The sequence below is a fragment of the Curtobacterium sp. 18060 genome (assembly GCF_902706105.1).
Taxonomy (GTDB): Bacteria; Actinomycetota; Actinomycetes; order Actinomycetales; family Microbacteriaceae; genus Curtobacterium.
This window is the reverse complement of record NZ_CACSJV010000005.1, coordinates 108,424-123,065: the sequence shown is the minus strand read 5'-3', so window position 1 is coordinate 123,065 and position 14,642 is coordinate 108,424. Positions and strand designations below refer to the sequence as shown.

Sequence of the window (14,642 nt, the reverse complement as noted above, 5' to 3'; positions counted from 1 at the left end):
TTGCGTTTCTCGACGGACAGTCAGGAACGTTTGCCAAGTTGGAGAACTTCGATCAACTCTTCCTACTCAAGACACGGTGATCTTGCATGCGAACTCTGAAGGATGCTCAGGACGAATTTGCGAAGGAAGTGCGCGCTGACGAAGACCTTAGTTGGGATAGGGGGTGGATCGAGACCGACGATTGGTGGATCGTTCTGTACAACAGTCGAGAGTATTACGAGACACAAAACCCATTGTTTAGCCTAGCCGGAAATGGCCCCTTTGTTGTACCAAAAGACGGCAGTGCCTGTTTTGCTCTTCAAACGAACACATCGGTTGAATCACAAATAGAGGAACGGGGCCAGCGGGTCATCAGTCGGTCTCGGTGAAGCCAGTTCCGGCTCGAGCGGAGGAGAACGAGGTGACGGTCGAGGGTCCACCCGCAGAGTTCTTAGCTGGAACTCTTTGCGATTGCTCGGGATTCCGTTGACCGTTGGTCGGGTAGCAGGGCAAGGCGGGAACTGATCAAGCGCCAATCTGAATTGATCCGACGATCTGCCAAGTCTCACACTGATTTTCCGGTGCAGGGGCCGAGTACACGAACCTCATCAATCGTTGACGGCAAAAGAGGTTGAATGCTTCACGAGGCGTGGCCACGCCGAGCCCAGAACGCTGGGGGCGCTGAGGGTCGGATAAAGTCGCAAGGCGCGAATTGGTTGAAAGCGAATCCAGATGGGTCTCACGACCCCCGAAGCTCACCGGAGGACCACAGTGAGGGAACATCGACTAACAACCGTCGAGGAACGGCAAGTCGAGGCGCGCTTGATTGCGCCCGAGGGATTTCAGTACCCCGAGCGCTTCCAACGCGCCCTTGCACAAGACCCGCTTCCCGACATTGATCCCTTCATGTGGACGTCTGAGTACGAGAACCAGACAAAGAACTGGGTTGACATCGTTGGGGAGCAGTATCCGGCCCGTTCCCTCGTACCCTTCGCAAAGCACCAGGACACTGACGATGTGTTCTGCTTTGACGGTGGCGACCATTCGGGCGACCCTCCCGTGCTGATCATCCATACGTTTGCTTCGCCTGGGACGGAGTACCGGGGGCAGTGGACGTCCTTCGACGTCTGGTGGGAGGAGATGGAGGAGCATCGAGCAGCGTGGCTCGCGGAGCAGGAAGAGGACTGAGACATGCCTCGTAGGGACACGTCGATCAGCAAGGCGATGTCGCACGCGTTGCGGCACGAACCGGGTGCGTACGGGCTGGAACTCGGTGCCGACGGGAGCGTCCCGCTCGCAGATCTTGCCGACGCTTTGGAGCGGTCGGGCATTCAGGCATCGTTGGAAGATCTGCGCCGAGTGGTCGCCGAGTCCGATAAGCAGCGCTTCGCCGTCGAAGGCGACCGGATCCGTGCTCAGTACGGGCACTCGACGGACGAGCGCATCGTGAAGCCGTCGATCGTTCCGCAGCCGGTGCTCTGGCACGCAACTTCCCTCGCTGCGGCTGAGTCGATCCTGCGCGACGGGCTCTTGCCGATGGGGCGCCAGTACGCGCATCTGACGACCGATCGCGAGCTGGCGATGCAGGCGGGGCGGCGCAAGTCCACCGCTCCCGTCCTGTTGCGAATCGATGCAGCTCGAGCGCACCTGGAGGGCGTGGAGTTCTCGGAGGGCCACGACCGGGTGACCCTCGCCTTGCTCGTTCCCGCGCGGTACATCTCGGCGGAATGACGCGCCTGACTCAGCCGCGCGAGTAGCGGGGCTCCTGCATTGCTGGGGCGATGCGCTCGAGACGGTCACTCGTCGAACGGATCGATCTCTCAGTCTCCCCCGAGTGCGAGGGGGGGCGACAGCAGTCTCGTCTCATCAGACGTGAGACTGCTCGGAAGAAGCGCAGATCCGACCAGCTGGGCTTGCAGTCGGGTGGCGTGGACGTCCTGGATAGCATCATCCGATGAGCACGGCGATGGACAGTTCTGCGTTCTGGGATGCGATCGTCGCGGACGATCCGCAGGCGATCACGAGGATCGCGTCGGAAGGCTTCGAAGTGTCCTCAGCATCACGCGCCAATGCCGACGCCCTCACGCCCCTCCACTTCGCGGCTCAGACCGGTGCGGTGCATGCGATGCGAGCACTCCTGGACCTCGGGGTGGAGGTGGACTCGCCGGACCATTGGGGGACGACGCCGCTGCAGCTCGCAGTGACGAACTCAGGCGACGGCGGACTTGATCCGGTCGCCGTCTTGCTCGACGTCGGCGCTGATCCGTGCCATGTCAACGACCTTGGTGCGACCCCACTGAGCTATGCCCGAATCTTGGGGGACGCACCCGCCGGGCTCATCACCATGCTGCAGCAGGATCGGGTGTTCGAGGATGATGAGGCGGGCGTATCGGTCGTGTTCGAGGCCGCTACGCATGGGTCCCTCATCGACATCCAGTCAGCAATTCGTGCCGATGCGGCTCTGCTCAACTCTGCCGTGGCTGGAGAGACTCCGCTCCGACTGCTCGTACGACGTTCTCTCCCCGTGCGACCGAATCGATCGAACCCACATCCGGTCTCCGTGGACGACGCGGTGGCTGGCGCCAGTGCAATGCTGAGTGCTGGAGCGAAGGCCAGATTGGTCGGTGCAGACGGCTTCACCGCTCAAGGGCTGGCACGAGCGTTCCTGGCGCCGAAGCCGTTGATCAAGGTGCTCGATCGTGCGGCTAAGCTCGAGCGGAGGCAGACGGCGTGAATGATCTAGAGGCATTCAATTGACTGAAGTACGGCTCGACGAGAGCGTGGATCGCGTCGGCGCTCGATATGTGCCCAGAAACTTTCCCCCCGCACTGGCTGACGCACGTTGGCGCGGTGCTTCTTTCAATGCCGGGGGTGATTGATGTTCAGATTCGGTAGAGCCGAGAACTCGAGGACGATTGAAGAACCCGTGATCGAGCACGGATACCTCTACATGCAGAGGTGGAATCACTTCACCCGAACACCGGATCCGAGAGGATTCCTGAGCGAGCAAGAGTGTCGCGGGCGTTGGCACCAGCATCAGGATGACCAGATGGACTGGTTCACTGTGGTCCCCGCCGAACCGAGCGTCGGCACCTTCGTCAGGCGGGACGACGGCGGCTTTGAAATCGATCCCAGATCCGCTGTACCGTCCTGGACCATGGAGGTCACGCCTCGGGGCGGCATTGCCATCGACGGGCCAGCTTTCCAAGTGTTCGTTTGGGACGCAAACAATCGCAATGTGACCCTTGCCACGTATTCGAACCGGTGGGGCGGACGGCTGTTCCTCAGCGAAGTGATCTACAAGATCTTTCCCGAACCTGATGACTTCAGACCGAAGGAACGTGCACTGGCCAACAAGCCCCTGTTCTCCAATCAATTGCTCCTGTCTCCGAACGGCAAGGGGCAGCGCACGCGGATCGATCACTCCAAACAGACAAAATACCTGGAGCAGTTCCACGGAGTTGACGTCGAGCCGAACTGGGCGAACACGCCGGATTTTGGTGATCGGGAAGCGTTACCGAAGAAGGTCCTCGAGGGTAACCCCCTCATCTGATTCGTCAGCTGACCAGGCAGAATGACCGATGGCCTTCTCGTTGCGAAAGAACATGTGTGGGCCCGCAACGCCGAGGCCGTCCGCGCGCTCCCCGGGTACTCCGACGCATGAGCCGTCGCCCCGAGGAGGACACGGTCGCGTTCAGGAGACCGACGCGTCGTCCTCGTCCGCCCACAGTGGGTCGCTGACGGTTCGGGGCAGCAGCGCCCCCGGCGACCCCTGCCACCGCAACCGCGTGACCGGCCAGTTCGAGGCGAAGAGCTCACGCCGCCCGGCATCGAACTCCTGCACCGTCTTGAGCTCGTCGTAGACCAGGGCGTACGCGGCCCGCAGGTTGTCGAAGTAGTCGTCCCACGAGTCGAACAGGATGAAGGCGACATCGGAGACCAGGTCGATCGACGACCAGGCATCGTCCTCGCTCAGGAGCCCGGCGGCGTACGCACCTCTGACGGCGGTGACCGCGTTCTTGACGTCCATCGACCAGAGCAGTTTCGGCGGGCGGTCCGCTCGGCGTTCGAGCAGGCTCGACCCTGCCCACGGGTCGGTGCCGAGCAGTGAGGACAGCCGGGTGAGCCGGGTCTCACCCTCGGCGGATCGGCTCAACGCGAGGAACTGCCACGACACGCTCTTCGGGCCGAGCAGGTCGACGGCGAAGGCCTGTGCGTCCCGCCCGCTGGCGATCTTGTAGGTCTCGTCGAGTTCGCGGCGCAGGAACGTCAGCGGGGGCAGGGGGATGGTCACGAAGGGCGACGGCGTGGTGTCCTGCAGGTACTCGCCGCCGAGCTCCACCCGCGAACCGTACGGGGCGAGCGACGCCGGCCACCATCCGTCGTGGAAGTCGCCGAACGAGGCGAGGGCCAGCTGCTGCAGTCGGCGGACGGGCAGCTCGCGGGCACCGGTGCGCTCCCGGTACCGCCGCTGTTCCCGCACCGGCAGCCCGATGTCACGGAGCGAGGTGATGAAGGTCAGCACGAACCACACGACGACGGCGATCAGGAAGCAGCGCCACACCGCCTGGATGCCGTACCCGAAGTGCGCCCGGACGTCGTACGGACCGGCTGTGGCGGCGACGAGGGCGACGAAGAACGCGACGATCGCGATCGCCATGATGATCCACGCTGCGGCGCGGTCCCGTCGTCGCCCGGTCTGCTTCCGCGCCTTGGCGACCATCGCCCGGTGCCGCCAGCGTGGACGGACCGGGAACTCGCGGTCGCCGGGATGGTTCTGCAGTGCTCCCCCCATGACGATCGATCGTAGCGAGCGGCTCAGTCCTCGTCGACGGCGCCGACGAGCTCCGGCGCCGTGAGCAGCCGCGGCTCGTCCTCGATCGACGCCGGGTCCGCGATCACCTTCGACTCGTCGAGCAGCGACAACCGCCGTGCACTCGGCAGCACCTGCCGCTCGAGCGACCCCACGAACCGGTTGTAGTCGACGACGGAGCCCCGAATGGAACGCCCGAGCTTGTCGACGTGCCCCGCCATCGTGGACAGTCGGCCGTAGAGTTCGCGCGAGACCCGGAAGAGCTCGTGCGCCTCTTGCGAGACGACGTCCTGCTGCCACGAGAACGCCACGGTCTTCAGCACGGACCACAGGGTCACGGGCGAGGCGAGGGCGATGCGCTTGCGGAAGGCGTGGTCGAGCAGGCCGGGGTCGGCGGCGAGGGCGCTCGAGATGAGCGACTCGGACGGGATGAAGGCGACGGTGAGCTCGGGGGAGGCGTCGTACCCGGTCCAGTACTCGCGCGCGGCCAGGGCGTCGACGTGCGCGCGGAGCGCCTTGATGTGTTGCCCGATGAGCGCCTCGCGCCGAGCCCCCTCGGCACCGGTGGCGGTCGCCGGGATCTCGACGGCCTGCAGGTAGGCGCTGAACGGCACCTTGGCGTCGACGGCGATGGTCTTGCCGCCGGGCAGGTGCACGACCATGTCGGGTCGGGCGGTGCCGGCCGAGGTGGTGACCGAGGACTGCACGTCGAAGTCGACCCGCTCGAGCAACCCGGCTGCCTCGACCACGTTGCGTAGCTGTGTCTCGCCCCACACCCCGCGGGTGCTGTTCGACGACAGGGCGCTGGCCAGGGTGTCGGCCGTGGCGCGCAGGCGTTCCTCGGACTCGGCGGCCGAGCGGAGCTGGGCGGACAGTGCGCCGTACTGCTCGCTGCGGGACTGCTCGAGCTCGGCGATCTTCGTGCGCATGACGTCGAGGGTCTGCGCGACGGGGCTGAGGGCGGAGAGCACCTTCGACTCGTTCTGGTTCCGGGCGGAGTCGGCACCGTGCATGCGCTGCACGAGGTGCTCGAGCTCGGCGGCGCGACGTTCGAGGGAGTCGACCTGTCGGCGGTACTGGGTGTCCTGCGCGTCGAGGCGTTCCTCGGCGTCGCGCCGGACCTCGTCGAGCCGTGTGCGGAGTGCCTCGGCGCTCGCGCGCGACGCGGCGGCGTCGACGCCGGCGCGCGACCGCGCGAGCGACCAGGCGACGACCGCACCGACGGCGATGCCGATCACGAGACCGATGACCAGGGCGAGGATCTGCATGTCGTGACCTTGGCAGGACCCACCGACACCGGGCCTCCCGGCGCACCGACGCGGCCACGCGCCCGGCGGGACCAGCCTCGAAAACCATGTCATGACATTAGGGCAAACACGGTGTACAGTCGTGAACGTCCGCCGATGAAGCCGCACGGAAGGTCCACCACGTCGCATGACGAACCCCGCTCCCCACGCCTACGACGTGATCACGATGGGACGCGTCAGCGTCGACATCTACCCGCAGCAGACCGGCCCACTCGAAGACGTCACGACGTTCTCGAAGTCCGTCGGCGGCAGCGCGACCAACGTCGCCATCGCCGCAGCGCGCCACGGTGCCGACGCCGCGGTCATCACCCGCACCGGCAACGACCCCTTCGGCCGGTACATCGCCCGCACCCTGCCGGAGTTCGGCGTCGCGAACGCCTTCGTCGAGACGGTCGAGGGGCTGAACACCCCCGTCGCGTTCTGCGAGATCTTCCCGCCGGACGACTTCCCGCTGTACTTCTACCGTGCCCCGAAGGCGCCGGACCTGATGATCACGGCGAAGTCCCTGCCGCTGCACGAGATCGAGCGCGCGAAGATCTTCTGGACCACGGTGACCGGCCTGAGCGAAGAGCCGAGTCGGCAGGCACACCACGTCGCGTACGAAGCGCGCACAGCCGCGCAGAACAGCACGAAGAACCACACCGTCTTGGACCTGGACTACCGCTCGATGTTCTGGTCGAGCCCCGAGGCCGCGACGCGCGAGGTCGCCGTCGCCCTCGAACACGCCACGGTCGCCGTCGGCAACCGCGAGGAGTGCGAGGTCGCCGTCGGTGAGACCGATCCGGTCCGTGCGGCCGACGCCCTGCTCGAGCGCGGCGTCGAGATCGCCATCGTCAAGCAGGGCCCCAAGGGCGTGCTGGCGAAGACCCGCGACGAGTTCGTCGAGTTCCGCCCGCACCACATCGACGTCGTCAACGGGCTCGGCTCGGGCGACGGCTTCGGCGGCGCGCTGACCCACGGCCTGCTGCAGGGCTGGGGCCTCGAGCGGATCCTCGCCTTCTGCAACGCCGCCGGCGCCATCGTCGCGACGCGGTTCGAGTGCTCGACGGCGATGCCCACGAGCGACGAGATCGAGTCGTTCATCGCCAGCAACCCCGCCGACGGCACGAACCACACGAGCACGGGTGCGACCAACACCGAGGAGAAGACCCATGCCTGAGATCAGCCCCGCTGACTTCCAGCGCCTCCGGGACATCCGCGCCGGACAGCCCGAACTGGTGCGGTCCGTGCTCGACGCTCGGCACAAGCGCTCCCTGCTCGCCGACGACGGCAAGCTCTTCATCGTCGCCGCCGACCACCCGGCACGCGGTGCCCTGGCGGTCCGGAACGACGAGTCCGCCATGGCCGACCGCTACGACCTGCTCGAGCGGCTCGTCACGGCGCTCGGTCGCCCCGGGGTCGACGGGGTGCTCGGGACGCCCGACATCCTCGAGGACCTGGCACTGCTCGGCGCCCTCGACGGCAAGGTCGTCGTCGGGTCGATGAACCGCGGCGGGCTGCGCGGCGCGACGTTCGAGATGGACGATCGCTACACCGCGTACTCGGCGCAGGCCATCAAGGACTCCGGGCTCGACTTCGCCAAGCTCCTCGTGCGCATCGCGCTCGAGGACGCGGGCACGGCCCCGACGCTCGAGGCCACGGCCCGCGCCGTCAGCGAGGCCGCCGCACTCCAGCTGCCGATCATGCTCGAGCCGTTCATGTCCGCGTGGCAGGACGGCCGGGTCGTGAACGACCTGACCGCCGACGCCGTCATCACCTCGATGGCGATCGCCGCGGGCCTGGGGGAGTCCAGCGCCTACAGCTGGCTCAAGATCCCGGTCGTCGACGACATGGAGCGGGTGATGGCGGCGACGACGCTGCCGACGCTCCTGCTCGGTGGCGACCCGTCGAGCAAGCCGCTCGAGACGTACGCCAAGTGGGCCGATGCCCTGGCCCTGCCCGGCGTGCGCGGCCTGGTCGTCGGCCGGACCCTGCTCTACCCGCCGGACGGCGACGTCGCCACCGCGGTCGACGTGGCCGCCGGCCTCGTCCACACCGGGAGCGCCGGCACCGCGAACGCCGGCACCACGCACGAACAAGCCACCACACTCGAAGGAAGCAACGCATGACCACCACGGAGACCGCCACCACCACCGTCGGCCACTGGATCGGCGGCAAGCACGTCGAGTCCGCGTCGGGCAACAGCGCCCCCGTGTACGACCCGGCCCTGGGCGTCGCGACGAAGCAGGTCGCCCTGGCGAACGAGGACGAGATCCAGACCGCCATCGCGAGCGCCAAGGCGGCGTTCCCGGCGTGGAGCAACCTGTCGCTCACCAAGCGCCAGCAGATCCTGTTCTCGTTCCGCGAGATCCTGAACCGCGACAAGGGCGAGCTCGCCGAGATCATCACGAGCGAGCACGGCAAGGTCATCGACGACGCGCTGGGTGAGATCGCTCGTGGGCAGGAGGTCGTGGAGCTCGCGACGAACATCCCGAGCCTGCTCAAGGGCGAGTTCTCCGACCAGGTCTCGACCGGCATCGACGTGTACTCGATCCGGCAGCCGCTCGGCGTCGTGGGCATCATCAGCCCCTTCAACTTCCCGGCGATGGTGCCGCTGTGGTTCCTGCCGATCGCGATCGCCGCGGGCAACACCGTCGTGCTGAAGCCGTCCGAGAAGGACCCGAGCGCCGCCATCTGGCTCGCCGAGAAGTTCTCCGAGGCCGGTCTCCCCGACGGTGTCTTCAACGTCCTCAACGGCGACAAGCTGAGCGTCGACGGCCTGCTCACGAGCCCCGACGTCGAGTCGATCTCGTTCGTCGGTTCGACGCCGATCGCGCAGTACGTCTACGAGACCGGCACGAAGCACGGCAAGCGCGTGCAGGCCCTGGGCGGCGCGAAGAACCACATGCTGGTGCTGCCGGACGCCGACCTCGACCTGGTCGCGGACAACGCCATCAACGCGGGCTTCGGCTCCGCCGGTGAGCGCTGCATGGCGATCTCGGTCGTCGTCGCCGTCGAGCCGGTGGCCGACGAGCTCATCCAGAAGATCAAGGACCGCGCGGCCACCCTGCGCATCGGCGACGGTCGTCGCGGATGCGACATGGGCCCGCTCGTCACGAAGCAGCACCGTGACAAGGTCGCCTCGTACATCGAGGTCGCAGAGCAGGACGGTGCGGTGGTTGTGGTGGACGGCCGCACCGTCCGACCCGACGGCGACGAGAACGGCTTCTGGCTGGGCCCGACGCTGATCGACCAGGTCCCCACCACGAGCCGCGTCTACACCGAGGAGATCTTCGGCCCGGTGTTGAGCGTCGTCCGCGTCGCCACGTACGAAGAGGGCCTCGAGCTCATCAACAGCGGTGCGTACGGCAACGGGACCGCCATCTTCACCAACGACGGCGGCGCTGCCCGTCGATTCCAGCGCGACGTGCAGGTCGGCATGATCGGCATCAACGTCCCGATCCCCGTGCCGGTCGCGTACTTCTCGTTCGGCGGCTGGAAGAACTCGCTGTTCGGTGACCACAAGGCGTACGGCGCCGACGGCGTGAGCTTCTTCACCCGCCAGAAGGCGATCACGAGCCGCTGGCTCGACCCGTCGCACGGCGGCATCAACCTCGGCTTCCCGTCGAACAACTGAGCCGCAGCATGGCGAACGAACAGCACGAGCACGACCAGTGGTTCATCCCGAAGGGGAGCCGGCCGGAGGCCGGCTGGACCGACGTCGTCGACGGCCGCATCGCAGGATGGGCGCACACCGGGCTCCGGACCGGCACCCTGACGGACGGTGACCCGACCGGTACGCGCGAGTTGCGCCTCCCGGCCGACGCCGTGGAGCGCATCGTCGTGCCGCTCGCCGGGTCGTTCCACGTGACCTACGCGGGCGCCGCCGGGGACGGCGAGCAGACCCTGCAGGGGCGCGCGAACGTCTTCGAGGGCCCCACCGACGTCCTGTACCTCGGATCGGGCACCGCGGCGACGATCACCGGCGCAGGCCGGTTCGCGGTCGCCGAGGCGCCCACCGACACCGTCAAGCCGACCACGTACGTGGCCCGGCAGGACGTGCCGGTGGAGCTCCGCGGCGCCGGGCAGTCCAGCCGCCAGGTGCACAACTTCGGCACGCCTGCGGCCCTCGACGCGGACAAGTTCATCGTGTGCGAGGTGATCACGCCGGCCGGCAACTGGTCGTCGTACCCGCCGCACAAGCACGACACGAACGTGCCGGGCGAGGAGTCGAACCTCGAGGAGATCTACTACTACGAGTCCGCGGTCGCACGCGGCCTCTCCGCTCCGGCCACCGCCGACCCGTTCGCACTGCACCGCACGTACGCCTCGGACGACCGTCCGATCGACGAGTTCCGCGAAGTGCGCACCGGCGACGTCGCGCTGGTGCCACACGGCTGGCACGGCCCCGCCGTCGCTGCTCCGGGCTACGACATGTACTACCTCAACGTGATGGCCGGGCCCGACCCGGAGCGCGTCTGGAACATCACCGACGAACCAGCCCACGGCTGGGTCCGCCAGGCCTGGGCGAGCGAGCAGCTCGACCCGCGCCTGCCCTACGAAAGGAAGCACGCGTGACCACCAACACGCGCCGGATGACCGTCGGCCAGGCGCTCGTCGAGTTCCTGGCCAACCAGTGGACCGTCGACGGCGACGTCCGCGAACGCACCATCCCGGGGATCTTCGGCATCTTCGGGCACGGCAACGTCGCCGGCGTCGGACAGGCCATCAAGCAGCTCCACGTCGAACAGCCCGGCCTGCTGCCGTACCACCAGGCGCGCAACGAGCAGGCGATGGTGCACGAGGCCGTCGGCTTCGCCCGCATGCACCGCCGCCGTGCGACCTTCGCCGCGACGGCGTCGGTCGGCCCGGGCGCCGCGAACATGCTCACCGCCGCTGCGCTCGCGACGACGAACCGCCTGCCCGCTCTGCTGCTGCCGTCGGACACGTTCGCGACACGGACCACCGACCCGGTGCTCCAGCAGATCGAGCTGCCGCACGACACCTCGATCCAGGTGACGGACGCGTTCCGTCCGCTGTCGCGCTACTTCGACCGCGTCGAGCGCCCCGAACAGCTGTTCTCGATCGCCCTCGCCGCGATGCGCGTGCTCACCGACCCGGCCGAGACCGGTGCCGTGACGATCGCCCTGCCCGAGGACGTGCAGGCCGAGGAGTTCGACGTCCCCGTCGCGTTCCTGCAGCCGCGCGAGTGGCACATCCGTCGGCCGCTGCCCGAGCACGGGCCGCTGGCACGTGCGGTCGCCGCGATCCGGGGCGCGCAGCGTCCGGTGATCGTCGCGGGCGGTGGCGTGCTGTACTCCGGCGCGGAGCACGAGCTCGCCGCCTTCGTCGAGGCCACCGGCATCCCGGTCGGTACCTCGCAGGCCGGCGGCGGCTCGCTCGTCTGGGACCACCCGCAGTACCTCGGTGGCATCGGCGCGACCGGCACGGCCGCCGCGAACGCGGTCGCCGCGCAGGCGGACGTCGTGATCGGGATCGGCACGCGCTACAGCGACTTCACGACCGCGTCGCGGACCGCGTTCCAGAACCCGGACGTCACGTTCGTGAACGTCAACGTGGCCGCGTTCGACGCGTACAAGCACGGTTCGCAGCTGCCGCTGATCGCGGATGCCCGGGAGGCCCTGGTCGTGTTGACCGCGGCGCTCGCGTCGTCCGGGTCGTCACCCGCAGAGCCCGCGTTCGTCGTCGACGCCGCCTACGCTGCGGAGATCGCGTCGCTGAAGGCGGCGTGGGACGCGGCCGTCGACGGCGCGTTCGCGCCGTCCGGCGCCGACCTGCCCGGTCAGCCGGAGATCATCGGCGCCGTGCAGTCGGTGTCCGATCCGCGCGACGTCGTCATCCAGGCGGCCGGCTCGCTGCCCGGCGACCTGCACAAGCTCTGGCGTGTGCAGGACGCCCTCGGCTACCACGTCGAGTACGCGTTCTCGTGCATGGGCTACGAGATCGCCGGCGGCATCGGCGTCCGTCGTGGCGCCCCGGACCGCGACGCGATCGTCATGGTCGGCGACGGCAGCTACCTCATGCTGCACACCGAGCTCGTCACCGCCGTGGCCGAGGGCATCAAGATCATCGTCGTGCTCATCCAGAACCACGGGTACGCGTCGATCGGGCACCTGTCCGAGACCGTCGGGTCCGAGCGCTACGGCACGAAGTACCGCTACCTGGACGAGACCCAGTCGTTCGACAACGGCGACCCGCTGCCGGTCGACCTCGCGGCGAACGCGCGGTCGTACGGCGTCGACGTGATCGAGGTCCAGCCCGGCCCGGACAGCATCGAGGACCTCAAGGCCGCGGTGCGCCAGGCGAAGGCGAACGACCACACCACCCTCGTGCACATCAACTCGGACCCGCTGGTCTACGCCCCCGAGGGCGACGGCTGGTGGGACGTGCCGGTGGCGCAGACCTCGACGCTGTCGAGCACGCAGACCGCCCGCGCCGAGTACGAGCAGCAGGTCGCCGCACAGCGCCCGCTGCTCGGCTGAGCACCACCGTCCACCACACGCACCACACCCAGAAAGCAGACGACGACGTCATGACCGACACCGCCACCGCCACCGACGCCATCCGGATCGGCACCGCTCCCGACTCGTGGGGCGTCTGGTTCCCCGACGACCCCAACCAGGTGCCGTGGAAGCGCTTCCTCGACGAAGCGGCCGCAGCCGGGTACGAGTGGATCGAGCTCGGACCGTACGGCTACCTGCCGACCGACCCGTCGCAGCTGTCGGACGAGCTCGAGTCGCGCGGGCTGAAGCTGTCCGCCGGAACGGTGTTCACCGGGTTCCACAAGGGCGAGGACCAGTTCCAGCGTGCCTGGGACCAGGCCGTGGCGGTCGCGGGTCTGGCGGCGAAGCTCGGCGCCCAGCACCTCGTGACGATCCCGGACCTGTGGCGCTCGGACGCCACAGAGGAAGTCCTCGAGTCGCGCACCCTGACCGACGAGCAGTGGGACCGCCTCGGCAAGGGCCACGACCAGCTCGGCAAGGCGCTGTTCGAGGAGTACGGCGTCCATCAGCAGTTCCACACCCACGCGGACAGCCACGTCGGCACCTACAAGGAGACCGTGCGGTTCCTGTCGGAGACTGATCCGGCGTACACGAACCTCTGCCTCGACACCGGGCACTTCGCGTACTACGGCGGCGACAACCTCAAGCTCATCGCCGCGCACCCGGAGCGCATCGGCTACCTGCACCTCAAGCAGGTCGACACCGACCTGCTCTTCGACGTGCTGAAGAACGACGTCCCGTTCGCCACCGCCGTGTCGCAGGGGATCATGACCGAGCCGCCGCACGGCACCCCGGAGCTCGCCCCGATCATCGAAGCCGTCGCGAAGATCAACCCGGACGTCTTCGGCATCGTCGAGCAGGACATGTACGGCTGCTCGGTCGACGCCCCCGGCCCGATCGCCGAGCGCACCTTCCAGCACATCTTCGGTTCCACGTCCGCCGCCCGCGTGTCCTGACCGGCCCCAGCAGCCGTCCACGCAGCGTCATCTACCCCAGGAGCACCGCCATGAGCACCACTGACAACCTCCGCGTCGCCGTCGTCGGCGCGGGCGCCATGGGCAGCGACCACATCCGTCGCATCACCTCGACCATCGCCGGCGCCGACGTCGTCGCGATCGTCGACCCCGACACCGGCCGCGCGACCGCCGCCGCGGCGAAGGCGCCCGGCGCGATCACCGCGGCCTCGTTCGAGGAGGCGCTCGACGCCACCCCGATCGACGCCGTCATCGTCGCGACGCCCGGCTTCCTGCACGAGCCGGTCCTGGTGCCGGCGATCGAGCGCGGTCTCGCCGTCCTGTGCGAGAAGCCGCTGACGACCTCGGCCGAGGACTCGTTGCGGATCGTCGAGCTCGAGCAGGCGACGTCCGACCGTCCGAAGATCCAGGTCGGCTTCATGCGCCGCTTCGACAAGGGCTACCAGGAGCTGCGCGCGCTGCGGGAGTCCGGGGCCAACGGCGCCCTGCTCGCGCTGCACCACGCGCACCGCAACCCGACCACGCCGCCGAACTTCAGCGAGTCGATGCTCATCCACGACTCGGTGATCCACGAGATCGACATCATCCCGTTCATCACGGGCGAGGCGATCACGAGCGTCGAGGTCAAGAAGCCCCGCAAGAACTCGCTCGCGCCGGCCGACCTGCCCGAGCCGCAGTTCGTGCTGTTCACCACCGAGTCCGGCACCATGGCGATCGTCGAGATCAACGTGAACGCCCAGTTCGGCTACCAGGTCACGACCGACGCGGTGTTCGAGTCCGGGGTCGCGTACATCGGTCGCGAGACCTCGCTCAACCTCGTGTCGCAGGGCGTCTCCGGCCAGGGCGTCACCCCGTCGTTCGTCGAGCGCTTCGGTGCCGCGTACGACGAAGAGGTGCAGCGCTGGGTCGACGCCGCGCGCACCGGTGGCATCGACGGCCCGAGCGCCTGGGACGGCTACACGGCGTCGGTCGTCGCCGAGGTCGCCGTGCGTGCGCAGCAGTCCGGTGCGCTCGAGCCGATCACGTACGCCACCGCGAAGCCCGCGTTCTACGAGACGGCCTGATC

At 67.9% G+C, this 14,642-nt stretch carries 14 protein-coding genes; 12 read left to right on the top strand and 2 right to left on the bottom strand.

The genetic code is table 11. From position 1 onward, the window contains the following. Positions 1-86 precede the first annotated feature (86 nt). The 5 genes from GVL05_RS20350 to GVL05_RS04590 all read left to right on the top strand — a co-directional run bounded on the left by GVL05_RS20350 (position 87) and on the right by GVL05_RS04590 (position 3,532). Entirely contained in the window at positions 87-368 is a 282-nt protein-coding gene (locus GVL05_RS20350) for a YrhB domain-containing protein (protein ID WP_159571709.1), read from the top strand. Positions 369-711: 343 nt separating this feature from the next. Beyond that, on the top strand, positions 712-1,167 hold the full coding sequence (locus tag GVL05_RS04605) for an SMI1/KNR4 family protein (RefSeq protein WP_159571706.1): 456 nt from the start codon (positions 712-714) through the stop codon (positions 1,165-1,167). Between the two features lie 3 nt (positions 1,168-1,170). Further along, a complete protein-coding gene (locus GVL05_RS04600) occupies positions 1,171-1,710 on the top strand; it encodes an RNA 2'-phosphotransferase (protein ID WP_159571703.1) in 540 nt (179 codons plus the stop codon). A gap of 223 nt (positions 1,711-1,933) precedes the next feature. Continuing rightward, on the top strand, positions 1,934-2,713 hold the full coding sequence (locus tag GVL05_RS04595) for an ankyrin repeat domain-containing protein (protein WP_131845301.1): 780 nt from the start codon (positions 1,934-1,936) through the stop codon (positions 2,711-2,713). 315 nt (positions 2,714-3,028) lie between these two features. After that, entirely contained in the window at positions 3,029-3,532 is a 504-nt protein-coding gene (locus tag GVL05_RS04590; RefSeq protein ID WP_159571700.1) for a hypothetical protein, read from the top strand. A 141-nt stretch (positions 3,533-3,673) separates the two neighbouring features. Here the strand turns inward: GVL05_RS04590 and GVL05_RS04585 are convergent, their stop codons facing one another. Both GVL05_RS04585 and GVL05_RS04580 read right to left on the bottom strand, forming a co-directional pair. Then, entirely contained in the window at positions 3,674-4,774 is a 1,101-nt protein-coding gene (locus tag GVL05_RS04585; RefSeq protein WP_159571697.1) for a DUF1266 domain-containing protein, read from the bottom strand. Positions 4,775-4,797: 23 nt separating this feature from the next. After that, a complete protein-coding gene (locus GVL05_RS04580) occupies positions 4,798-6,060 on the bottom strand; it encodes a DNA recombination protein RmuC (RefSeq protein ID WP_159571694.1) in 1,263 nt (420 codons plus the stop codon). A 166-nt stretch (positions 6,061-6,226) separates the two neighbouring features. Between GVL05_RS04580 and iolC the strand changes: the two genes are divergently transcribed. From iolC to GVL05_RS04545, 7 genes are read left to right on the top strand one after another with little or no spacing between them, the layout of a single operon-like run. Continuing rightward, positions 6,227-7,258 (top strand): 5-dehydro-2-deoxygluconokinase, encoded by a 1,032-nt coding sequence (gene iolC / locus GVL05_RS04575; RefSeq protein WP_123294149.1) that lies wholly within the window; start codon positions 6,227-6,229, stop codon positions 7,256-7,258. Beyond that, complete coding sequence (locus GVL05_RS04570) at positions 7,251-8,207, top strand: class I fructose-bisphosphate aldolase (RefSeq protein ID WP_200849152.1); 957 nt, start codon at positions 7,251-7,253, stop codon at positions 8,205-8,207. The genes iolC and GVL05_RS04570 overlap by 8 nt, the downstream gene beginning before the upstream one ends. Beyond that, positions 8,204-9,715, top strand: coding sequence for a CoA-acylating methylmalonate-semialdehyde dehydrogenase (locus tag GVL05_RS04565; protein ID WP_200849151.1), 1,512 nt, complete (start codon positions 8,204-8,206; stop codon positions 9,713-9,715). Before GVL05_RS04570 ends, GVL05_RS04565 begins: the two co-directional genes overlap by 4 nt. Positions 9,716-9,723: 8 nt before the next feature. Beyond that, a complete protein-coding gene (iolB, locus tag GVL05_RS04560; protein ID WP_159571691.1) occupies positions 9,724-10,656 on the top strand; it encodes a 5-deoxy-glucuronate isomerase in 933 nt (310 codons plus the stop codon). 17 nt (positions 10,657-10,673) lie between these two features. Continuing rightward, complete coding sequence (iolD, locus tag GVL05_RS04555) at positions 10,674-12,581, top strand: 3D-(3,5/4)-trihydroxycyclohexane-1,2-dione acylhydrolase (decyclizing) (protein ID WP_200849156.1); 1,908 nt, start codon at positions 10,674-10,676, stop codon at positions 12,579-12,581. 50 nt (positions 12,582-12,631) lie between these two features. Continuing rightward, entirely contained in the window at positions 12,632-13,558 is a 927-nt protein-coding gene (locus GVL05_RS04550) for a sugar phosphate isomerase/epimerase (RefSeq protein ID WP_159571685.1), read from the top strand. A 50-nt stretch (positions 13,559-13,608) separates the two neighbouring features. Then, positions 13,609-14,640, top strand: a complete 1,032-nt coding sequence (locus GVL05_RS04545) for a Gfo/Idh/MocA family protein (RefSeq protein WP_123294146.1) — start codon at positions 13,609-13,611, stop codon at positions 14,638-14,640. Positions 14,641-14,642: the final 2 nt, after the last annotated feature.

Bases quoted from the DNA above. Each gene is read 5' to 3' on its own strand.
- GVL05_RS04570 (WP_200849152.1), top strand. From the start codon at position 7,251: ATGCCTGAGATCAGCCCCGCTGACTTCCAGCGCCTCCGGGACATCCGC.
- GVL05_RS04600 (WP_159571703.1), top strand. From the start codon at position 1,171: ATGCCTCGTAGGGACACGTCGATCAGCAAGGCGATGTCGCACGCGTTG.
- GVL05_RS04585 (WP_159571697.1), bottom strand. From the start codon at position 4,774: ATGGGGGGAGCACTGCAGAACCATCCCGGCGACCGCGAGTTCCCGGTC.
- GVL05_RS04565 (WP_200849151.1), top strand. From the start codon at position 8,204: ATGACCACCACGGAGACCGCCACCACCACCGTCGGCCACTGGATCGGC.
- GVL05_RS04550 (WP_159571685.1), top strand. From the start codon at position 12,632: ATGACCGACACCGCCACCGCCACCGACGCCATCCGGATCGGCACCGCT.
- GVL05_RS04545 (WP_123294146.1), top strand. From the start codon at position 13,609: ATGAGCACCACTGACAACCTCCGCGTCGCCGTCGTCGGCGCGGGCGCC.
- iolC (WP_123294149.1), top strand. From the start codon at position 6,227: ATGACGAACCCCGCTCCCCACGCCTACGACGTGATCACGATGGGACGC.
- GVL05_RS04580 (WP_159571694.1), bottom strand. From the start codon at position 6,060: ATGCAGATCCTCGCCCTGGTCATCGGTCTCGTGATCGGCATCGCCGTC.
- GVL05_RS04590 (WP_159571700.1), top strand. From the start codon at position 3,029: ATGGACTGGTTCACTGTGGTCCCCGCCGAACCGAGCGTCGGCACCTTC.
- GVL05_RS20350 (WP_159571709.1), top strand. From the start codon at position 87: ATGCGAACTCTGAAGGATGCTCAGGACGAATTTGCGAAGGAAGTGCGC.
- GVL05_RS04595 (WP_131845301.1), top strand. From the start codon at position 1,934: ATGAGCACGGCGATGGACAGTTCTGCGTTCTGGGATGCGATCGTCGCG.
- iolD (WP_200849156.1), top strand. From the start codon at position 10,674: ATGACCGTCGGCCAGGCGCTCGTCGAGTTCCTGGCCAACCAGTGGACC.
- iolB (WP_159571691.1), top strand. From the start codon at position 9,724: ATGGCGAACGAACAGCACGAGCACGACCAGTGGTTCATCCCGAAGGGG.
- GVL05_RS04605 (WP_159571706.1), top strand. From the start codon at position 712: ATGGGTCTCACGACCCCCGAAGCTCACCGGAGGACCACAGTGAGGGAA.